18 protein-coding genes are annotated in these 17,268 nt (G+C 57.2%); 11 read left to right on the forward strand and 7 right to left on the reverse strand.

Annotated features, from left to right (window positions below; all coding sequences use genetic code 11):
* Positions 1-134: 134 nt before the first annotated feature.
* Genes WCS52_03025 through WCS52_03035 form a run of 3 tightly spaced genes read left to right on the forward strand, consistent with a single transcriptional unit; the run spans position 135 to position 3,077 of the window.
* Complete coding sequence (locus WCS52_03025) at positions 135-1,820, forward strand: PAS domain S-box protein (protein ID MEI6166142.1); 1,686 nt, start codon at positions 135-137, stop codon at positions 1,818-1,820.
* Between the two features lie 15 nt (positions 1,821-1,835).
* Positions 1,836-2,717: an ATP-binding protein gene (locus WCS52_03030; GenBank protein MEI6166143.1), complete on the forward strand. Its 882-nt coding sequence runs from the start codon at positions 1,836-1,838 to the stop codon at positions 2,715-2,717.
* A gap of 30 nt (positions 2,718-2,747) precedes the next feature.
* Complete coding sequence (locus WCS52_03035) at positions 2,748-3,077, forward strand: hypothetical protein (protein MEI6166144.1); 330 nt, start codon at positions 2,748-2,750, stop codon at positions 3,075-3,077.
* Between the two features lie 6 nt (positions 3,078-3,083).
* On the opposite strand, the gene WCS52_03040 is transcribed toward WCS52_03035, so the two are convergent.
* The 3 genes from WCS52_03040 to WCS52_03050 all read right to left on the reverse strand — a co-directional run bounded on the left by WCS52_03040 (position 3,084) and on the right by WCS52_03050 (position 5,086).
* Entirely contained in the window at positions 3,084-3,269 is a 186-nt protein-coding gene (locus WCS52_03040) for a hypothetical protein (GenBank protein MEI6166145.1), read from the reverse strand.
* A gap of 81 nt (positions 3,270-3,350) precedes the next feature.
* Positions 3,351-4,382: an ABC transporter permease gene (locus WCS52_03045; protein ID MEI6166146.1), complete on the reverse strand. Its 1,032-nt coding sequence runs from the start codon at positions 4,380-4,382 to the stop codon at positions 3,351-3,353.
* Positions 4,379-5,086, reverse strand: coding sequence for an ABC transporter ATP-binding protein (locus tag WCS52_03050; GenBank protein MEI6166147.1), 708 nt, complete (start codon positions 5,084-5,086; stop codon positions 4,379-4,381). Before WCS52_03050 ends, WCS52_03045 begins: the two co-directional genes overlap by 4 nt.
* A gap of 361 nt (positions 5,087-5,447) precedes the next feature.
* On the opposite strand from WCS52_03050, the gene WCS52_03055 reads away from it, so the two are divergent.
* The gene (locus WCS52_03055) at positions 5,448-8,000 is read left to right on the forward strand and encodes a PAS domain S-box protein (protein MEI6166148.1); all 2,553 of its coding nucleotides are present in this window, start codon (positions 5,448-5,450) and stop codon (positions 7,998-8,000) included.
* 24 nt (positions 8,001-8,024) lie between these two features.
* Here WCS52_03055 and WCS52_03060 read toward each other — a convergent pair whose 3' ends face one another.
* The 3 genes from WCS52_03060 to WCS52_03070 are packed head-to-tail and all read right to left on the reverse strand — an operon-like array spanning position 8,025 to position 11,432.
* Positions 8,025-9,143 carry a glycosyltransferase gene (locus tag WCS52_03060; protein ID MEI6166149.1) on the reverse strand — a complete coding sequence of 373 codons (1,119 nt, stop codon included), beginning with the start codon at positions 9,141-9,143 and terminating at the stop codon, positions 8,025-8,027.
* Between the two features lie 7 nt (positions 9,144-9,150).
* Positions 9,151-10,326, reverse strand: coding sequence for a glycosyltransferase family 1 protein (locus WCS52_03065; protein ID MEI6166150.1), 1,176 nt, complete (start codon positions 10,324-10,326; stop codon positions 9,151-9,153).
* Positions 10,323-11,432 (reverse strand): glycosyltransferase family 1 protein, encoded by a 1,110-nt coding sequence (locus WCS52_03070; protein MEI6166151.1) that lies wholly within the window; start codon positions 11,430-11,432, stop codon positions 10,323-10,325. Before WCS52_03070 ends, WCS52_03065 begins: the two co-directional genes overlap by 4 nt.
* 147 nt (positions 11,433-11,579) lie before the next feature.
* Between WCS52_03070 and rsmI the strand changes: the two genes are divergently transcribed.
* The 7 genes from rsmI (at position 11,580) to WCS52_03105 (ending at position 16,492) form a co-directional block, all read left to right on the forward strand.
* Complete coding sequence (gene rsmI, locus WCS52_03075; GenBank protein MEI6166152.1) at positions 11,580-12,260, forward strand: 16S rRNA (cytidine(1402)-2'-O)-methyltransferase; 681 nt, start codon at positions 11,580-11,582, stop codon at positions 12,258-12,260.
* A 50-nt stretch (positions 12,261-12,310) separates the two neighbouring features.
* Positions 12,311-12,841 carry an STAS domain-containing protein gene (locus WCS52_03080; protein ID MEI6166153.1) on the forward strand — a complete coding sequence of 177 codons (531 nt, stop codon included), beginning with the start codon at positions 12,311-12,313 and terminating at the stop codon, positions 12,839-12,841.
* Positions 12,842-12,940: 99 nt separating this feature from the next.
* The gene (dnaJ, locus tag WCS52_03085; GenBank protein ID MEI6166154.1) at positions 12,941-14,110 is read left to right on the forward strand and encodes a molecular chaperone DnaJ; all 1,170 of its coding nucleotides are present in this window, start codon (positions 12,941-12,943) and stop codon (positions 14,108-14,110) included.
* 10 nt (positions 14,111-14,120) lie between these two features.
* Positions 14,121-14,870 (forward strand): 16S rRNA (uracil(1498)-N(3))-methyltransferase, encoded by a 750-nt coding sequence (locus WCS52_03090; protein ID MEI6166155.1) that lies wholly within the window; start codon positions 14,121-14,123, stop codon positions 14,868-14,870.
* Positions 14,857-15,699 carry a lysophospholipid acyltransferase family protein gene (locus WCS52_03095; GenBank protein ID MEI6166156.1) on the forward strand — a complete coding sequence of 281 codons (843 nt, stop codon included), beginning with the start codon at positions 14,857-14,859 and terminating at the stop codon, positions 15,697-15,699. The genes WCS52_03090 and WCS52_03095 overlap by 14 nt, the downstream gene beginning before the upstream one ends.
* Positions 15,696-16,118: a hypothetical protein gene (locus WCS52_03100; protein MEI6166157.1), complete on the forward strand. Its 423-nt coding sequence runs from the start codon at positions 15,696-15,698 to the stop codon at positions 16,116-16,118. The genes WCS52_03095 and WCS52_03100 overlap by 4 nt, the downstream gene beginning before the upstream one ends.
* 11 nt (positions 16,119-16,129) lie before the next feature.
* Entirely contained in the window at positions 16,130-16,492 is a 363-nt protein-coding gene (locus WCS52_03105; GenBank protein MEI6166158.1) for a hypothetical protein, read from the forward strand.
* A 59-nt stretch (positions 16,493-16,551) separates the two neighbouring features.
* Here the strand turns inward: WCS52_03105 and WCS52_03110 are convergent, their stop codons facing one another.
* The gene (locus WCS52_03110) at positions 16,552-17,256 is read right to left on the reverse strand and encodes a hypothetical protein (protein MEI6166159.1); all 705 of its coding nucleotides are present in this window, start codon (positions 17,254-17,256) and stop codon (positions 16,552-16,554) included.
* Positions 17,257-17,268: the final 12 nt, after the last annotated feature.

Consider the following 17,268-nt stretch of genomic DNA (forward strand, 5'->3'; position numbering starts at 1 on the left):
ATCCGACCGGTAAAATCCATTTTTAAAATTCCCATGCATTCCGATCCTTTCCAGTCCGGGCTTGCAATTACTTGCGGGAGGATTATATTTGAACTGTCGTGTGAAACATGGAGTTTTAACCAAGGAGCTGGCTGATGGATGTGAAGCCGCAATACATTGCCTGTCATGACTTGCCGGGAGCTCCGCCCTTGCCGGCCACCCCGCCGGATACTTCTCAGGCGACCTTCGATTTCCTGGCGGCCGTTGAATCCTATCCGGCCCAGGCAAATCCCGGGGCGTCGGAGGCGATGCGGCAATATGGCGAAAACTACTATCGTGCGCTGGTCGAGCTTGAAGGTGATGGGGTGATGGTGGCGACCCGTGACGGGGTGATTATCGACACCAACGAGGCCATGTGTGACATGCTGGGGTTGGCGCGGGCCAAGATCATCGGGCAGCCGGTTTCGGAATTACCCGTGACCCCTGAGAGCCTTGAGAAAAGTCCCTGGCGCTTCGACTGGTTGAGTCAGGGGAAAGTCTCGGTGGCGGAACGGGCGCTGATGCGGCCGGATGCCTCCTGTATCATGGTGGAAATGCGGATGAGAATGCTGTCGGATGGGACCCTGTACCTCATCAGCCGCAATATCACTGAGCGCAAGCGCGAGGAAAAGGCCCTGCGGGAAAGCGAGGACCGTTACCGCCAGTTGTTTGAGCTGGAGTCCGATGCCATCTTCCTGATCGATAATGAGGTGGGCCAGATTGTTGAAGTCAATGCGGCCGCCTCAGCCCTCTACGGCCTCAATCGCGAGGAATTAATGTCCATGCGGAATGTGGATTTGTCCGCGCAGCCGGAGGATACCCAACGGAAAACCTCTGGCGCGCACCAGCAAAAAGGGAACATCATTTACATTCCGTTACGGTACCATCGCAAGGCGGATGGCGTGGTCTTTCCGGTCGAAATCATGGCCCGTTCCTTTATCCAGGGGGGGCGTTCAGTTCATGTGGCCGCGATCCGCGACATCACCGAGCGCAAACGGGCGGAAGATGAGTTAAGGGAACGTGAAGAGCGGTTGCGGGCGTTGGCGGAGACGCTCGAGATCCGGGTACTGAACCGGACCCGGGAATTGGAAACCTCAAACGTGTCGTTAGCCCGTAGCGTGGCGCAACTCCGGAAACTGGCCATGGAGCTGACCCAGGCCGAGGATCGTGAACGCAAACGTCTGGCCCTGCAGCTCCATGATCATCTTCAACCGTTTCTGGTGGCCGCCAGTATGAAGGTCAGCCTGCTGTCGCTCCCGTTGCCGGCGGCCGAGCAGGCGCAAGCGGTCCAGGAAGTCCAGGACTTGATCGCTTCGGCGATGAGCGCCTCCCGTTCGCTCACCCGGGAATTATATCCCCCCATTTTGCTTGATGCGGGGATCATGCCGGGGTTGCGCTGGCTGGCCGACTGGATCAAAGACAAATACGGGGTGACGGTGGAGTTGGGCGGGGAGGACTCGCTTGAAATCCCTGATACCATGGGGATATTTGTATTTCAAGTGATACGGGAGTTATTATTCAATGTCGCCAAACATGCCAAATCCAATGTGGCGATGGTCACCCTCATGATGAAGGACAGCCAGCGGCTTCATATTATCGTTTCAGATCAGGGGGTCGGATTTCCTGAACCTTTCTCAGGGTTTTCAAATACCGCCTGCGGGTTCGGACTTTTTCATATCCACGAGCGTCTGGCCGCCATGGGGGGGATGCTTGATGTGGTCAGCACCGCAGGGCAGGGGGCAAAGGTGTTTGTGTCCTTGCCGATGATGACGGATCAGTTGGCGTTGGATTTCATAACCTGACGACAGGGAGGTTTCATGAATCAGATGTTCATGTGGGGTGTGCTGTGTGCCACAATGGCGGTGGGGGCGGGGGCCATTCCAGCGATCATCATGGGGATGCGGTTTGTTCGCAGAATGAAAGGCAAACTGGTGGCCCTGAATGCGTTGAACGCCACGCGTGAACAGCAGGTAGCGGATCTCACCGACCAGTTGCAATGCACCAATAAGGAGTTGGAGGCGTTCGCCTATTCGGTCTCGCACGACTTGCGTGCGCCCTTGCGCGCCATTGATGGGTTTTCCGGTTTCGTGGAGGAGGGGTACGGGGAAAAACTTGATGATGAGGGGCGCCGTCTCCTGGGGGTGATTCGCGCGAATACCCGTAAAATGGACCGGTTGATTACGGATTTATTGACTTTGTCCCGTACGACCAAGGGTGAGCTGAAGCCCGTTCTGATAGACATGCGTGCCCTGGTGCTGGCGGTCTATCACGAGGTGATTCCTGAGCCGGTCCGTGCGACCTTCACGTTGACCGTGGGGACGATGCCTGAGGCCTGGGGGGATCCGGTGCTGATACGGCAGGTATGGACCAATTTGATCTCCAATGCCGTGAAATTCACATCTCCCTCGCCGGTAAAGGAGATTGAAATCGGTGGGTCCATTGAAGCCGCTAACCGGGTCTACTATATCAAGGATTCAGGGGTGGGATTCAATCCAGCCTATGCGGGTAAATTGTTCGGCGCGTTTCAGCGACTCCACAAGCCGGAGGAATTCGAGGGGAGCGGGATGGGCCTGGCGATTGTCCAGCGCATTATTCACCGGCATGGGGGCCGGGTGTGGGCCGAGGGGAAGGAGCCGTCCGGGGCGACCTTCCGGTTTTCCCTGCCGGACCGCATGCCCTCAACTCAAACCTCGACATGAGTCGCATTTGGCGCGATAATAGCCAACATTATGACCGTCAAAAGCAAGCGAATCCATCTGATCGAGCGTGACCACAAGAACCGGCTGACGAAATTGGCTGAGGATAAGTTATGGGAGACCGGGCATTGGGATATGCCCGAGTCCATGGCGAAAAAACTGTTGGAAGGCTCCCTGTTATTACACGAAAAGCCCAAGGCCCCGTCATTTTTCGGCGGGATTATTTTGAACTACCGTGTGCAGGCGGAAGGAAAATTAAAAGGGCGCATCCTCTTCACGTTTGAATATCAGGCGGACCATCGAAAGGTCCTGGCCGACGCGGGAGGATGGCGGGCGGATATGAAAATTGTCGTTAAGTCATAGTCCGCATTACTTCTGGTAGCCGTCCACCTTAGCGACGGTGACGAGAAGGGTGGCGGCCGAGCGGAACGCCACTCCCCCGATACTGGCGGCGGCAATGGTGTCGTTTTGGGCGGCAAGGCCGTCGGCCTTATTGGTGGCGGCTACGGCGATGGTCGGTTTCGTAATCAAGGGCAGGCGTTCAGCTTCGTTCATGAGATCTCCTTGTGGTTGTTTCGGTTAAGTGTACTCCTATTACCGGAATAGTATACATATTCAATGCCGGAATCAGGGACGCTACATCAACCAGCGTTTCCTGACCAGGCGAAGGGACACGAAACAGGCCAGCAGGCCGATGGCCATGAGGCTTACCCACGACGGGGCGAAGACGCCTAACCCACTGTCCTCAAGCAGCATTGCCCGGATCGGTTCATAGAAATGGTAGGAAGGAACCAGGGGCGCGACGTGTCTCAGTTCCGGGGACATGTCGGACAGCGCGGCTGGCAGCAAGAGCGGCAGATAGCACAAGACCCCCAGTGTTCTGGCACTCGCCTGGTTGCGGCACAGGAGTCCAAGGCAGATCCCTAGCGCGCCGAAACAGAAGCCGCCGGTACACACCATCACCAGATAACTCACGCCGTGGGTGCCACTGGAGTCGCCGTCCATCCACTGGAGCGCCACCACCGAAATCAGCATCAAGACGATTCCATAGACCAGTTTGGCGGCCAGCCATTCGCTTTCACGAACAGGTGTTTGCATCCACCCCAGAAGCAGTTGTTTTTCTTTTTCTTCGGCAACCTGGCAGGGCAACACGATGAACCCGACGAGGAGGACCATCATCAAAATCCACGTCGGCAGCGTCTGGCGCGTGATCGAACTCGTCTGGAGCGCCCTTACTGAGGCGATCCAGCCGGGATATTTACCTTCGGTTGAGATTTGTAGTGAGGCCATCAGTTGCAGGATGGTCTGCGTTTCAGTAGAGGCGTGTTTAACCACAATCAACTGAAGGCGTGAGGGATCCGTTCCGTCCGGTATCAGAATGCCGTCAAGGGCCCGTTTCTGGAGCAATCGGGTGGCTGCCGCGTAATCAGGCACCCAGATAACGGTCATCAGCGCGGGTGCGGACCGGATATGGGTGAGCACGCCGGGGGCATATGCTCCGGAGTGAATCAAAGCCAGTTTGCGCGGCGTCAGGCTCGTGCCGGAAGGATCAACCAGCGTCAATGTCGCGAATACGAAGAGGGGAATACAAATGATAAGAAAGAGCGTCTTGCTTTTAAACGCGACGGCCAGGTCATGCGTGAGCAAGGTGATGACCGTGCGGATCATACGTATAACGTCTGGTAGTAGGTGGATTTAAAATACGTGTCGGGGGCGCCATCGAAAACCACCCCTCCCTCATGGAGAACAAGGATGCGCGTGGCAAGGGACTTGATTTCCTCCGGGCGGTGCGATGTGAACAGGACCGTTTTCCCCTGTGCGTGAATGCCGAGGATCAGGCGATAGATATCCTTGGTCGCTTCAAAATCCAGCGCCGAGGTGGGTTCATCCAGAAGCAGGATGGGGGGATCCGCCAGGAGCGAGCGGCCGATGCTGACCCGTTGTTTCAAGCCCTTTGACAAGGTCCGTACGGCACTATGCCGAAAGGGGAGAAGCTTGAATTCTCGAAGGGTATCCTCCACACGTGTGCCGGGAACCCCGAACAGGCGGGCAAAAAGCCTCAGATTGTAATCAACTGTAAAGGCGTCATGCAGATTGGGCGTCTCGGGGACAAACCCGATCTTCCGGGTGATTGCCAATCGATCCCGTAGATCGGCTCCCTGGACCGTGACCTGTCCACTATCCGGATTCAGCCAGCTTGCCAATAACTTAAGCAAAGTCGATTTGCCGGCGCCATTATGACCGACCACCGCGATCAATTCACCCGGGGCCACGCTGAAACTGGCGGCCAGTAATCCCCTGTTACCCGGGTAGACTTTCGAGAGTTCCCGTACCTCCAGATGTACGGGTTGAATGGCAGGAACTGAAACCACGGTGTCCTTCTTCTCTTAGATGATTCGGGTAATCACAATGACCAGAATGACGACAACTAATACGGCGATAATAAAGCCCATATGATCTCCTTCAAGAATTTGATTCTTGTCTCGTTTGTTGCGGGAGTGTGACTCCCATTGTTGTAAAGGTGGTGGCTGACCCCCAGGTCAATCCTCCATTCCTTACTTTAGACAGTATAAAGGCTCAATCGATCCCGCTAAATGGGGTTTAACCCTACCCGAATTCCCCGTCCACAGGGCGTGAAACAATCAGGGGATATCTGACGGCTGAATCAGGGAGTCCCTGATTGATAATTAAGGCCGGAGGCGTATGGTCGAACTGAGGTAAGGAGCACTTTCCATGTCCACTGACGATAAGCGTAAACGACCTCTACGGATGTCAAAGGATGAGTCTGAGGCTCCCGGTGCGGAGGTCACCAGAAAAATACGGCTCGAGGCCAGGGCCACCCTGCGCAAGCAGGCCGAGGCCAGGATCACGCTCTCTCCCGAAACCGTGGCCGCGATGACCCCTGTCCAAATGCAAAAGACGCTCCAGGAACTGAACGTGCATCAAATTGAGCTGGAGATGCAGAACGAGGAACTCCAGCGGGCGCAGGATGATGCGGAAGCCGCAGGGGTACGCTATTACCGCCTCTATAATTCAGTGCCGGCCGGCTATTTCTCCTTCACGAAGGGGGGGGTAATTGTTGAGGCTAATCTTACCGCCAGCACGATGCTCGGCGTGGCGAGGGGCGCGCTGGTTAACCAGGCCCTCGCCGACTTCATCGTTGAAGAAGACAAGGATATCTATTACCTGCATCGCAAGCGGCTATTAGAGTCGCAGCCGACGGATTTGACAGGCGAAGAGCACGTCGGTGAGAGCCATGATTGCGAAGTGAGGCTGAAGAAACAGGATGGGGGCGTTTTCTGGGCGCATCTGGTGGAAACCCTTGCGAAGGAGGCCGATGGCGCCCTGTTGTCCCATGTCGTGATGACGGATATCTCAAAACGGAGGCGGGCTGAAATCGCGCTGCTTGCCAGCGCGGCACGGTACAAGACGATCCTGCAGATCGCCATGGACGGGTTTTGGCTTGCGGATATGCAGGGGCATTTGATGGAAGTCAATGAAACGTTTTGCAGGATGAGCGGTTACAGCGAGGCAGAACTGCTGACCATGCAGATACCCGACCTGGAGGCGGTCGAATCGGCTGAAGATATCACCGTTCACATCCAGAAGGTTATGGCGCAGGGGGCGGATCGTTTCGAGTCCCGGCAACGTCGAAAGGATGGAACCCTGTATGACGTTGAAGTCAGTGTCCAATACAGGCCCGTCGATGGCGGGCGGTTGGTCTCTTTTATCCGCGATATCACCGGCCGTAAACGGATCGAGGAATCACTGCTCAAGGCTGAAAAAAGGATCAAAAGCGGTCTGGACAATCTCATTGAAGGCTGTCAGATCATCGGGTTTGACTGGCACTATCTGTATCTTAACGATTCCGCCGTCCGGCATGGACAACTAAACCGGGAGGAATTGCTGGGTCGCACGATGATGGAGGCATTTCCTGGCATTGAGGGGACGGCGATGTTTGCGACCCTCAAGCGATGTATGGAAAAAAGAACAGCGGAAAAAATGGAGAACGAATTCATTTATCGGGATAACTCTCGCAGATGGTTTGAATTGAGCATTCAGCCCGTTGAGGAGGGGATTTTCATTCTCTCCATTGACATTACCGCACAGAAGCAGCACGAGGCGGAACGCGAAAAGTTTGCTGACCTGCTCCGTCAGGCCCAGAAACTGGAGGCGGTGGGCCGGCTGGCGGGGGGGGTGGCTCATGATTTCAACAATAAACTCCATATCATCTTGAGCTGTGTGGATGAAATCCTGAAGAATTCCCCGCTCGCCCCTCCTGTTGTGGCCGATCTCTATGAAATCAAGACCGCGGCGGTCCGCTCTGCGGAACTCACCCGGCAATTGCTTGCCTTCTCACGGAAACAGCCCATCTCCCCGGTGATGATGGATTTGAACGAGGCGATTCATGACAGCATGAAGATGATCACCCGAGTGATTGGCGAAAACATCAAGTTGAATTTCACGGGGACTCCCGAACTCTGGCAGGTGTTGCTGGATCGCGGGCAATTGGATCAGGTGTTAGTCAATCTGGCCGCCAATGCGCGCGATGCCATCACCCAGGCAGGGCATATCTCCATTGAGGTCGCCAATCGGACACTTTGCGAGGCCGAGTGCACGAATCAGGTTGATTTCGTGTCGCCCGGGGATTATGTGACGCTGTCTTTCCGTGACGATGGAGCGGGCATGTCACAGGAACTGCAATCTCATATTTTTGAGCCATTCTTCACCACCAAGGCAGTGGGGAAAGGGACCGGTCTGGGATTGGCCACGGTGTACGGGATCGTCAAACAGAATCATGGGGCCATTACGGTGAGCAGTATGCCCGGCGTCGGCACTACGTTTGTCATCTACTTGCCAAGCTGTGGCCAGGCCACGGGCGACATGACAGAAGAAACCGTGAGCCCCATTCCCACAGGGACGGAGACGGTGCTGGTGGTTGAAGATGATGAGAGTGTGCTCCATCTCGCCCGGCGGCATCTGGCGCAGCAAGGGTATACGGTGTTAACCGCCAGCACGCCCCGGAGCGCTGTGCAGCTATGCGAGCAATACCCGGATTCGATTCACTTGCTGCTCAGTGATGTGATTATGCCCGCCATGGGCGGGCGTGAATTGTCGGAATGCATCCGGAAGATCCGGCCTGACATCCGCATCATGTTTATGTCGGGATATCCGGTGGACATCATGGAGCAGCACGGCCAGTTGACTCCGGGAATATGTATACTGCACAAGCCTTTCACCAGGGCTGAACTCGCGCAACATGTCCGTGACGTGCTGGATCATTGAAGCTTGAGCAACCGATTCATCGTTTTAGCGGGGAGGCCCCTTGACCATTTTCAGGATCAGGGTGTCGAGGCCGTTGATGAAGGCCTGGATACTGAAGGACTCGGCGTGGGCGCGGATGAGGCGGGGATCCCAGGTTTGGTTTGAACAGGCCTCGATGGCGGCGATAAGGGCGTCGGGGGTTTGCTGGTCGAAGAAGAGTCCGGACACCTTCGCCTTGACGGTTTCCAGGGCGCCGCCGCGGCCGTAGGCCACCACCGGGCGGCCGCAGGCCTGGGCTTCGAGCGGCGCGATCCCGAAATCTTCCTCGCCCGGGAAGATAAATATGCGGCACCGGCGATAGAGCTCCAGTAATTCCTCGTCCGTTTGCCGGCCTAGCAGCTCAATGTTGGGGCTGGCCATGGCCTTTAGCGCTTCAAACTCGGTGCCCGTTCCCACGATTTTTAATTTACGGCCGGTTCGGTTGTAGGCGGTCACCGCCAGATCGATTTTTTTGTAAGGGACCAGGGCCGAGGCGATCAGGTCGAAGTCGCCGGCAGGTTGGTAATCCGGGGTCCAGCGGTCGAGGTCGACGGGCGGATACAGGACGTCCGCCTCGCGGCCATAGAAGCGATTGATCCGGGCGGCAATGTAGTGGCTGATCCCCACGAAACGGGTGACCCGGTGGGCCGTCAAGCGGTCCCAGCGCCGTAACCAGGCCAGCAGGGGGCGCGCCAGCAACCGCTTCAGAGGGTTTCCCTTGAGGTATTCGTCATGAAACAGCCAGGCATAGCGCATGGGGGTGAAGCAGTAACACAGATGGGGGGTGTCCGAGCGCAGGCCTTTGGCGACGCAGTGGCTGGTGCTGATGATCAGGTCGGCCGGGGGGATCTTGAATTGTTCAATGGCCGAGGGGAAAAATGGCAGGAAATAGCGATAGCGCTTTTCAATGGAGGGAATAGCCTGAAGCCAGGACGTGTGGATGGGATGGCGGTTGATGGTGTCGGTAATGGGACCCGGATTGTGAATGAGGGTGTAGATGGGTGCCCCGGGGAATCCCTCGCAGAGGATCTCCAAGACCCGTTCCCCTCCGCGCATGCCGGTGATCCAGTCATGACAGAGCACCACGCGCAGGGTTTTCCAGGAAGGAGGGAATGTGTAGCTCATGATGGGGTTACACTCCTAATGGCGTCGTCGCCAGGTCTTTATAGAGGGCGATGGTTTGTTGGGCGGCATGGGCCCAGGTGAACTGGCGTGCCTGCTCAAAGCCTCGCGCAATCAGGGTGCGTCGCAAGCGGGCATCGGTGAGGACGGTCATGATGCCTTCCGCCAGTCCGGGGATGTTGCCGAGCGGGGTGTAGAAGGCCGCCTCACCTCCGATTTCCTTGAGGACAGGGATATCGCTGCATACCATGGGCGTGCCGCAGGCCATGGCCTCGACCACGGGGAGCCCGAAGCCTTCATAACGGGAAGGGAGCACCACCAGATCCGCATCCTGGTAGGCCTTGACGAGCGCGGAGCTGGTTTGATAGCCCGCCCAGAGGACGGCCTCCTCCAGGCCCAGTTCTTTGACCAGCTGGCCGGCTTCCGGGTAGCGTGGATCGGGGGGGCCGAGGATTTTCAGCTTCAGTGGGAAGGGGGCGGTCTGCCGGGCCAGGGCGAACGCCTGGATCAGCAACGTCAGGTTTTTATATGGGTCACTCCGGCCAACATAAAGCAGGGTGCGCGGTCGTGCGGGATCATCACGGAGCGGGTCCGGTACCGGGGCCGGGACGAAACTGGGGGAAACGCCATTGTAGATGACCTTCACGGTATTGTGCCGGTCCGGTGGGATGTTGAGATGCTCCACGATGTCAGAGCGGGAGGCTTCGCTGACCGCGATGATCCGGTCCGCGCGTGCCCCGATTTCAAGCATCAGGCGCCGGTAGATGGGAAAGAGTCTGGTTTTCAATGCCCGCGGGGTGGCCGAGGGGAAGAGCAGGGGAATCAGATCGTGAATGGTGGCCACGCAGCGGATTTTTCCGACCCGGCCGCGCGGGAAGCAGGAAAGCGGGATCATGTAATTGGTGGAATGATAGACCTCAATGCCGTGTCGGGCGAGTCGTGACGGGAGCATGAGTTGACTGTGGGGGGAGAAGACGCTCCAGGGGACGATGTCGGGCCGGAAGTTCGGTTTGTCGGCCAGTTCGGCCTCTACCCAGGTCCGCTCGGCGAGCGTCCGGTCGGAAAAAATCAGCAGGTACGAGTTGGTATGATCCTCGCGGGCGATGTGGCGGATCAATTCGCGGGTATGGGCGCCAATGCCTGAGATCTCGTTGAATATCCAGCGGGCGTCGAGTGCGATCTTCATGACAAAACCTTCCGGTAAACATCCAGTGTTTTAAGAGCGGTGTCCCGCCAGGAGAAGCGGGCGGCGTGAGCGGGGGCCTGTTGGGCGAGGCTCCGGCGGCGGGCCGGATCATTCAGCAGGGCCATGAGGGTGGCGGACCAGACACCGGCGTCAAAGCCGGGGATCAGCACCGAGGCCTCCCCCGCCAGCATTTCCGGGAGTGAGCCGCCCATGGAGGAGACCACGGGGGTGCCACAGGCCATCGCCTCGAGCGGAGGGAGGCCGAACCCTTCATAATGGGACGTAATGACATAAAGTTCGGCCCCGGCATAGAGGGCGAACAGATCCGCGTCGGAGACATATTCCAAGTAGCGGATGCAGTCCCTGCGCGGGGAGGTGTTCATACGCTCCAGGATCGGCTCCACCTTCCACCCCTTCATACCGGCAATGACCAGATCGCCGTCAAAGTCCGGTAATTGTTCAAAGACGTCAATCAGGAAGGGGATGTTTTTGCGGGGTTCCAGGGTGCCGACGCTCAGGAGATAGGGACGCTCCAGATTCAGTTTCCGCCGGGTTTCGGAGATGTGGGCGGCCGGGGGACGGGTACACCCTGGGGTGACGCCTAACGGGGTCGAGAAGATACGGGCGGGATCCAGCCCCAGTAGCGCGACGGTTTCTTTTTTACTGAATTCTGAAATCGTGATGACCGCATCGGCACGCCGGACGGTGTCGTGGATAAAAGTGGAAAGATAGGCCAGGTTCTTTTTTTCTGAAAATTCCGGGTAACGCAGAAAACTCATGTCATGGATGGACACGACTTTCTTCCCCTGGGTGAGCGGAGGGATGGTGAAATTTGGAAAATGATAGAGATCGGCCTTTCCGGCAAACCAGTCAAAGGGTGGCCATTGAAGCCGTTTCCACGCCTGTTGTGCGTATTTGCCCGGCATCCAGCGTACGGGTTTCTGATGGGCGCCGGGGCACGGGAAATCGAGGCCACGGCGATGGAAGTCGAAGTAGAACAAATCCAGGGCGTCGGTGGGCGCCATGAGCGGGGCGAGATGTTCCACCAGATTTCTCGTGTAACGCCCCACTCCGGCCCGTTGTGAAACGGCTGACTGTATATCCACACAGATTCTCATTGCTTTCGTCCCTGAATCCCTTTGAAATGGGTGACATTGTAATGAGGGCTTGGAAAACGACAAGAACAGAGTGAAACGCGCCCCAAGGGGTGCCAAGGTGGAAGCCGTTTCGACGATAGGCGGTTAGGAACAAATATGAGCATGGCGCAGGGACTGTATGTAGTGGGAACGCCCATCGGGAATCTGGACGATTTATCGGCCCGGGCGATTGAAACGTTGAAGCAGGTGAACGGGATTTTAGCCGAAGATACGCGGCACACCCGTATTCTGTTAGACCGGTTCGGGATCAAGACCCCTGCGTATAGCTGCCATAAATTCAATGAAGCGGCCCGGGTGGATGGCATTCTGGCCCGTTTACGTGCCGGTGAGTCGCTGGCGCTGGTGTCCGATGCCGGGATGCCGGGGGTATCCGATCCGGGCTCGCGGATGGTGGCCGCCTGCCGCAAGGCCGGGATTCCGGTGATTTGCGTACCCGGCCCGTCTTCCGTCACTGCGGCGATTTCGCTGTGCGGCTTTCCCGGTGCGGGATTTGTCTTTGCCGGTTTCACCCCCAGGAAAAGCGGGGCCCTGCGGAAATTCCTGCTGGAGTTCGCCACCTGTCCCGTTCCGGTGGCGGTGTTTGAGTCCCCGTACCGCCTGATGAAGCTGCTGGATGAAATTGAGGTGACGCTGGGGGAGCGAGAGCTCTTTGTCGGGCGCGAGCTGACGAAGAAATTCGAGGAGACCGTCTGGGGGGGGGCAACGGAGCTTAAACGCGTTTTTCAAGGGCGGACCATCAAAGGTGAAATTGTTCTGGTAATCGCTTCACCCCGTTGACAGCAACCGCCATGGGTGTTAGCCTTTGGCCAGTTATAACAAGGGATCTTATGGAAATATCCAGTGACAGCGTAGAAGTTGCAATTCAGTCCCTCGACGCATTGGTTCGGGTACATGGACGGGCGACTTTCAAAATCGGGCCCGCTCTCAAACAATTCGGATTGATGGCCATTGAAAAGGGTTGTCGCCGGGTGATTATCGAGATGCAGGATTGTGTGGGCATGGATAGCACCTTTATGGGGGTATTGGCCGGTCTGGCCACCCAGATCAAGAAATCTGACGGTGAAATTATCCTGCGGAATATCAGTGATAAAAATGCCTTTTTGATCAAAATGCTGGGGATCAATCATCTGGTCAAAATCGATACCGCCGCGGCGAGTGACATGACCCGTCAAAGCATGCCGCTGGACATCGGGTCGGACAAGAAGCAGATGACCCAGACCATGATTTCGGCCCATGAAGCCCTGATCGAAGCCGCGCCTGATAATATGGTTAAATTCAAGGATGTGCTTGTCTATCTGAAGGAGGATCTCTCGCGGACGGTGGCGCAGCAGGGATCTGCCGCGAAACCCAATCCTTGAGTCTCCGGCGAATGCCCGTTCTCCGGGCATCGCCTGCTTCCCGGCTGAATCCGAATCCCAATGGTGTTTTTCAATGGTCTATTTTAAGAGGACTGATTTGTGACTGCAAAACGTGATTATTACGAGGTGCTCGGGGTGGCGAGGTCGGCGTCAGTCGATGATATCAAGAAAGCCTACCGCCGCATGGCGATGCAATATCACCCCGACCGGAATCAGGGGGATAAGGGCTCCGAGGCCAAATTCAAGGAAGTCAGCGAGGCCTACGAAATTTTGAGTGATGCCGGCAAGCGGCGTCAATATGACCAGTACGGCCATGAGGGGCTGAAGTCCACCTTTGGTCCGGATGGCTTCAATTTCTCCAGGGATTTTACCCATGTTTCTGATTTGCAGGATCTGTTCGGAAGCCTCTTTGGTGAGGGGGGCGGGGTGTTTGATGATTTGATGGGAGGCGGCCGACGGACCTCCCGCACGGGCCCGCAACAGGGCGCGGATCTCCGGTTCGACCTGGAGATCGGCTTCGAGGAAGCCATGTTCGGGGCGCAGCAGGATATCACGCTGCCGGTGACCGAGCAGTGTGCGTCCTGTAACGGGATGGGAAGTGAGCCGGGAAGTTCCGAGGAAACCTGCCGTCATTGCGGGGGCCGGGGGGCTGTGATTGCGGCGAGCGGGTTCTTCCAAGTCCGCCAGACCTGTCCGGTCTGTTCGGGAAGCGGCAAGATGATTACCAAGCCCTGTCGTGACTGCAAAGGTGCGGGGCGGATCAAAAATAAAAAACGACTGACCTTGAGGATTCCCGCAGGCGTTGAGACGGGCTCCCGTCTGCGGCTGGCCGGACGCGGGGAGGGCGGGGTACGGGGCGGCGTTGCCGGTGACCTGTACGTGATCCTCCATGTGCGTGAACATGACCTGTTCCACCGGGAAGGCTCCGAATTGCTTTGCGAGGTTCCTATTCCCATGCATATCGCGGCTCTCGGCGGTGATGTGAATGTGCCCACCATTGACGGGTTTGTGCCGCTGACGGTGGAGGCGGGAACCGAGTCGGGCCATATGTTCCGGTTGCGTGGCAAGGGCGCCCCCAGCCTGAATGGGGATGGCCGGGGCGACCTGCATATCCGGGCGATCGTTGAGGTGCCCGTCAAATTGAGCTCGAAGCAGAAAAAAGCGCTTAAGGATTACAGTGATTTGTGCGCGGATGATAATTACCCTCTGAGCCGGAAACTGCACGAACGCGCCGAGCAGTTCCTCAAGGCCAAACCCGGTGACAAGTGAGCGCTGACAGATGATCCCGCGTTGTTTTGTTACCCCCGATGTTTGGAAGGATGACACCATCACGCTGTCGCGTGATGATTCGCACCATTTAACGGATGTCTTGCGGCAGGAAATCGGTGCGACCGTCGTGGTATGCGATGGCCTGGGCGGAGAGGCCTCGGCGGTCATCACGGCCCGCAATGCCGGGATCGTGACGGTTTGGATCGTGGACCGGAAACGGCAGGCCGGGGCAGGGGTCGCCATCACGCTTATTCAGGCGGTCCCCAAATCCCAGAAAATGGATTTGATCATCCAGAAGGCGACGGAGATGGGGGTCTGTGCCATCCGGCCTGTAATGACGGACCGGGGCGTGGTCCGCCTGGAGGATGAGCGGGCTGATCATCGCACGATACGCTGGCAACGGATCGCGTTTGAAGCGGCCAAGCAATGCCGGACCGCTTGGATTCCGAAGGTGTACCCGGTGGCGCCGCTGGCCGCATTGCTGGAGCGGGAGCTGGCGCTGGATGCCTTGCTGATCGGTTCATTGGAGCCTGAAAGCCGTCCCTTGAAATCCTGTATTCATGAGTTACGGGAGCGCCATATTGGCTCGGTCGGCTTGTTGATCGGACCGGAAGGCGATTTTTCACCACGTGAATATGAGCTGGCCAAAAAAGCCGGAGCCCTGCCGATCAGCTATGGGTCCCGTGTGCTCAGGGTGGAGACGGCGGCGTTGTATGGGGTAAGTGTCCTGGCCTACGAGTTATTGGATGACCATGTATAATCTCGAACAATCTAAACGGTTTCATCAGCAAGTTAAGTCATTGTCGAGTTATGTGACGCCCCGGGCGGGGGCGCCCTTGAGATTGGGGCCCCTGGAATGGCTGCGGGCGGTCTGTTTTCATACGCGCATTCTCTGGCTCTATTATGTTGGCAAAATCATGATCCGGCGGGGCGTCTTTGATGCCGCGGGTTATGCCAACCGCTCCTGGAAAGCGCTGTATGTGACTGAAGCGGTGGGGGGGCGGGTTGAAGTGAACGGTCTTGAGCATCTGGCCAACACCCCGGGGCCGGTGGTGATCGTCGGGAATCATATGAGTTCGCTGGAAACCATTGTGCTGCCCTGCTTTATTCTTCCTTTCAAGGAAGTGGCGTTTGTCGTGAAGCAGAGCCTGCGGACGCATTTCGCCTTCGGGCCGATCATGTGCGCGGTGAAGCATATTGCCGTCAGCCGTGAGAATCCGCGTGAAGATTTGAAACGGGTGTTGAGCGAGGGGGCTGACTTGATCCGGCAGGGGGTGACGGTGGTCATTTTTCCCCAGGCGACCCGGTCGGTCGAATTTGATCTGGAGGGGTTTAACACCCTGGGGATCAAACTGGCGGCCCGGGCCGGGGTGCCGGTGATCCCGCTGGCGCTGAAGACCGATTTTATGGCGAATGGCAAATGGGTCAAGGATGCCGGCTATGTTTACCCCGGGCGTCCCATCCGTCTTGAATTCGGTCCCCCGATCAAGGTGGAGGGCAATGGCCGGGAGGCACATGCCGCCGTGGTGAATTTCATTGTCACCCACCTGAAGGCCTGGGGTGGAAAAATCAAAGGATCGTTATCATGATGATTCCCGACCTCCAGATGAGCGTGTTATGTGATGATGTGCGGCAGGAACGCTCCGGGAAGTTCATCCTGATCGGACTGTTCGATGTGATCGGCATGCCCCAGTTCCCTGCCCTCTTCCAGCGAGTCTGTATCGTGAACCGCTGGTGCAGCGGGCAGGGTCAGTTCATGGAGAAAACCCGGATCATCGGGCCTGATCAGGGCGTGGTGGTGGCCGAAGGACAGGAGATCCGGGTGCAGTTGAACGATCCTGAGTCGACCGTGACCAATGTTGAATTTTTCATGAATCTCAAGTTCGATAAGGAAGGCGTCTATTGGATCGAGATTCTGCTCGATGGGGATCTGAAGTTACGCTATCCACTGCGGGTGAACCGGGTGGTCGTGCCGCCCCCGGCGCAGGGGGGGGGCCAGTTGGCCTGATGCGTATGCCGATGAATTCCACCACCTCCCCGCCGCCCCTCCATGTGACTCAACCGCCCAAGCCGGTGATCTCGCCCATGGCGCTTTCTGCGCTGGTGTCCCCGGGGGCCGGTCAGTTGATGCAGCGCCGGTGGGGGACGGGCGCGTTTTTCCTGACGGCATCCACCCTGTCGGCGGGCTGGCTGTTGTTATCCGCTTATCACGTCGTGAAAACCTATTATGGCCTGGCCTTTGACCCGATGAATGCCCCTGCAGAAGCCCCCGGCCTGGCTTCATTAATGGTGCCGTTTTTTATCTGGCTGGCGGTCTATGTGGCCAGCATCATCGATACCGCCATCGCCAGTTACCGGCAACAGGTGAATCGTAAGACGTGAGACGTGAAGCGTAAGATGTCAGATGCGTTTTTAACATCTTACATTTTACGTTTAACACCTTACTTTTTCTTGATGGTGTCGGTTGTGGCAATCCAGGTCGAGACGGTGGCATACACTTCGTTCCAGAATGCTCCGGCAGCGATGACGAAGTCCCAGCCGAATACGATCAGCAAGGCAGCCACCAGTGCCCGCAATAAGATCTGATCCGCCTGTGTGAACAGGTAATAGATGGTATACCCCGGAATGATGAAGCAGAGAATGCCGCTGAAGGCATCATCGCCAAAGGCCAGGCAGATCACGGAAACATGCAACAGCAAGAGTGCCCAGACTCCGCCCTGGATAAACTGGGGGTGGATGTCAGGCGCCAGGGCGCCCGGGACGTGGCGCATCCAGCCGAACGCAAGCAGGAGTCCGACGAACACCAGCCAGGGAAGGACCTTGATTTCAAAGGTGCTGATTTTGCGGGCACGGATGCGCTTTTTTCCCCCTTGAGGGAGATACTGTTGAACATTCTTTTTGGCCGCCGCCTGGGCGGCTTTCCGGCTCAGTTTCACGGGTGGTGGCAGGGCGGTGGCAGGGGGGGGCTCCGGGGCTTTAGGCAGAGCGATTTTCAATTTCGATGTTGCGGTCGTGAGATCAGGAGTCCGGACCGGAATGGGGACCTGGGCTTTGCATTTTATGCAGGTAATGACCTCGGCGGTCACATATTCCGAAATCGTGATGTTGTTTCCACACTGGGCGCAGGTAACAATGATGTCAGACATGGCGGAAAGCTT

The organism is bacterium (assembly GCA_037128595.1).
GTDB lineage: Bacteria > Verrucomicrobiota > Kiritimatiellia > CAIKKV01 > CAITUY01 > JAABPW01.

What these genes read in the sequence shown, in the direction of transcription:
- WCS52_03105 (MEI6166158.1), top strand. Translation starts at nt 16,130, where the DNA reads ATGAATTCCACCACCTCCCCGCCGCCCCTCCATGTGACTCAACCGCCC.
- WCS52_03065 (MEI6166150.1), bottom strand. Translation starts at nt 10,326, where the DNA reads ATGAAGATCGCACTCGACGCCCGCTGGATATTCAACGAGATCTCAGGC.
- WCS52_03060 (MEI6166149.1), bottom strand. Translation starts at nt 9,143, where the DNA reads ATGAGCTACACATTCCCTCCTTCCTGGAAAACCCTGCGCGTGGTGCTC.
- WCS52_03090 (MEI6166155.1), top strand. Translation starts at nt 14,121, where the DNA reads ATGATCCCGCGTTGTTTTGTTACCCCCGATGTTTGGAAGGATGACACC.
- WCS52_03095 (MEI6166156.1), top strand. Translation starts at nt 14,857, where the DNA reads ATGACCATGTATAATCTCGAACAATCTAAACGGTTTCATCAGCAAGTT.
- WCS52_03080 (MEI6166153.1), top strand. Translation starts at nt 12,311, where the DNA reads ATGGAAATATCCAGTGACAGCGTAGAAGTTGCAATTCAGTCCCTCGAC.
- WCS52_03055 (MEI6166148.1), top strand. Translation starts at nt 5,448, where the DNA reads ATGTCCACTGACGATAAGCGTAAACGACCTCTACGGATGTCAAAGGAT.
- WCS52_03025 (MEI6166142.1), top strand. Translation starts at nt 135, where the DNA reads ATGGATGTGAAGCCGCAATACATTGCCTGTCATGACTTGCCGGGAGCT.
- WCS52_03030 (MEI6166143.1), top strand. Translation starts at nt 1,836, where the DNA reads ATGAATCAGATGTTCATGTGGGGTGTGCTGTGTGCCACAATGGCGGTG.
- WCS52_03040 (MEI6166145.1), bottom strand. Translation starts at nt 3,269, where the DNA reads ATGAACGAAGCTGAACGCCTGCCCTTGATTACGAAACCGACCATCGCC.
- WCS52_03035 (MEI6166144.1), top strand. Translation starts at nt 2,748, where the DNA reads ATGACCGTCAAAAGCAAGCGAATCCATCTGATCGAGCGTGACCACAAG.
- WCS52_03110 (MEI6166159.1), bottom strand. Translation starts at nt 17,256, where the DNA reads ATGTCTGACATCATTGTTACCTGCGCCCAGTGTGGAAACAACATCACG.
- WCS52_03045 (MEI6166146.1), bottom strand. Translation starts at nt 4,382, where the DNA reads ATGATCCGCACGGTCATCACCTTGCTCACGCATGACCTGGCCGTCGCG.
- rsmI (MEI6166152.1), top strand. Translation starts at nt 11,580, where the DNA reads ATGAGCATGGCGCAGGGACTGTATGTAGTGGGAACGCCCATCGGGAAT.
- WCS52_03100 (MEI6166157.1), top strand. Translation starts at nt 15,696, where the DNA reads ATGATGATTCCCGACCTCCAGATGAGCGTGTTATGTGATGATGTGCGG.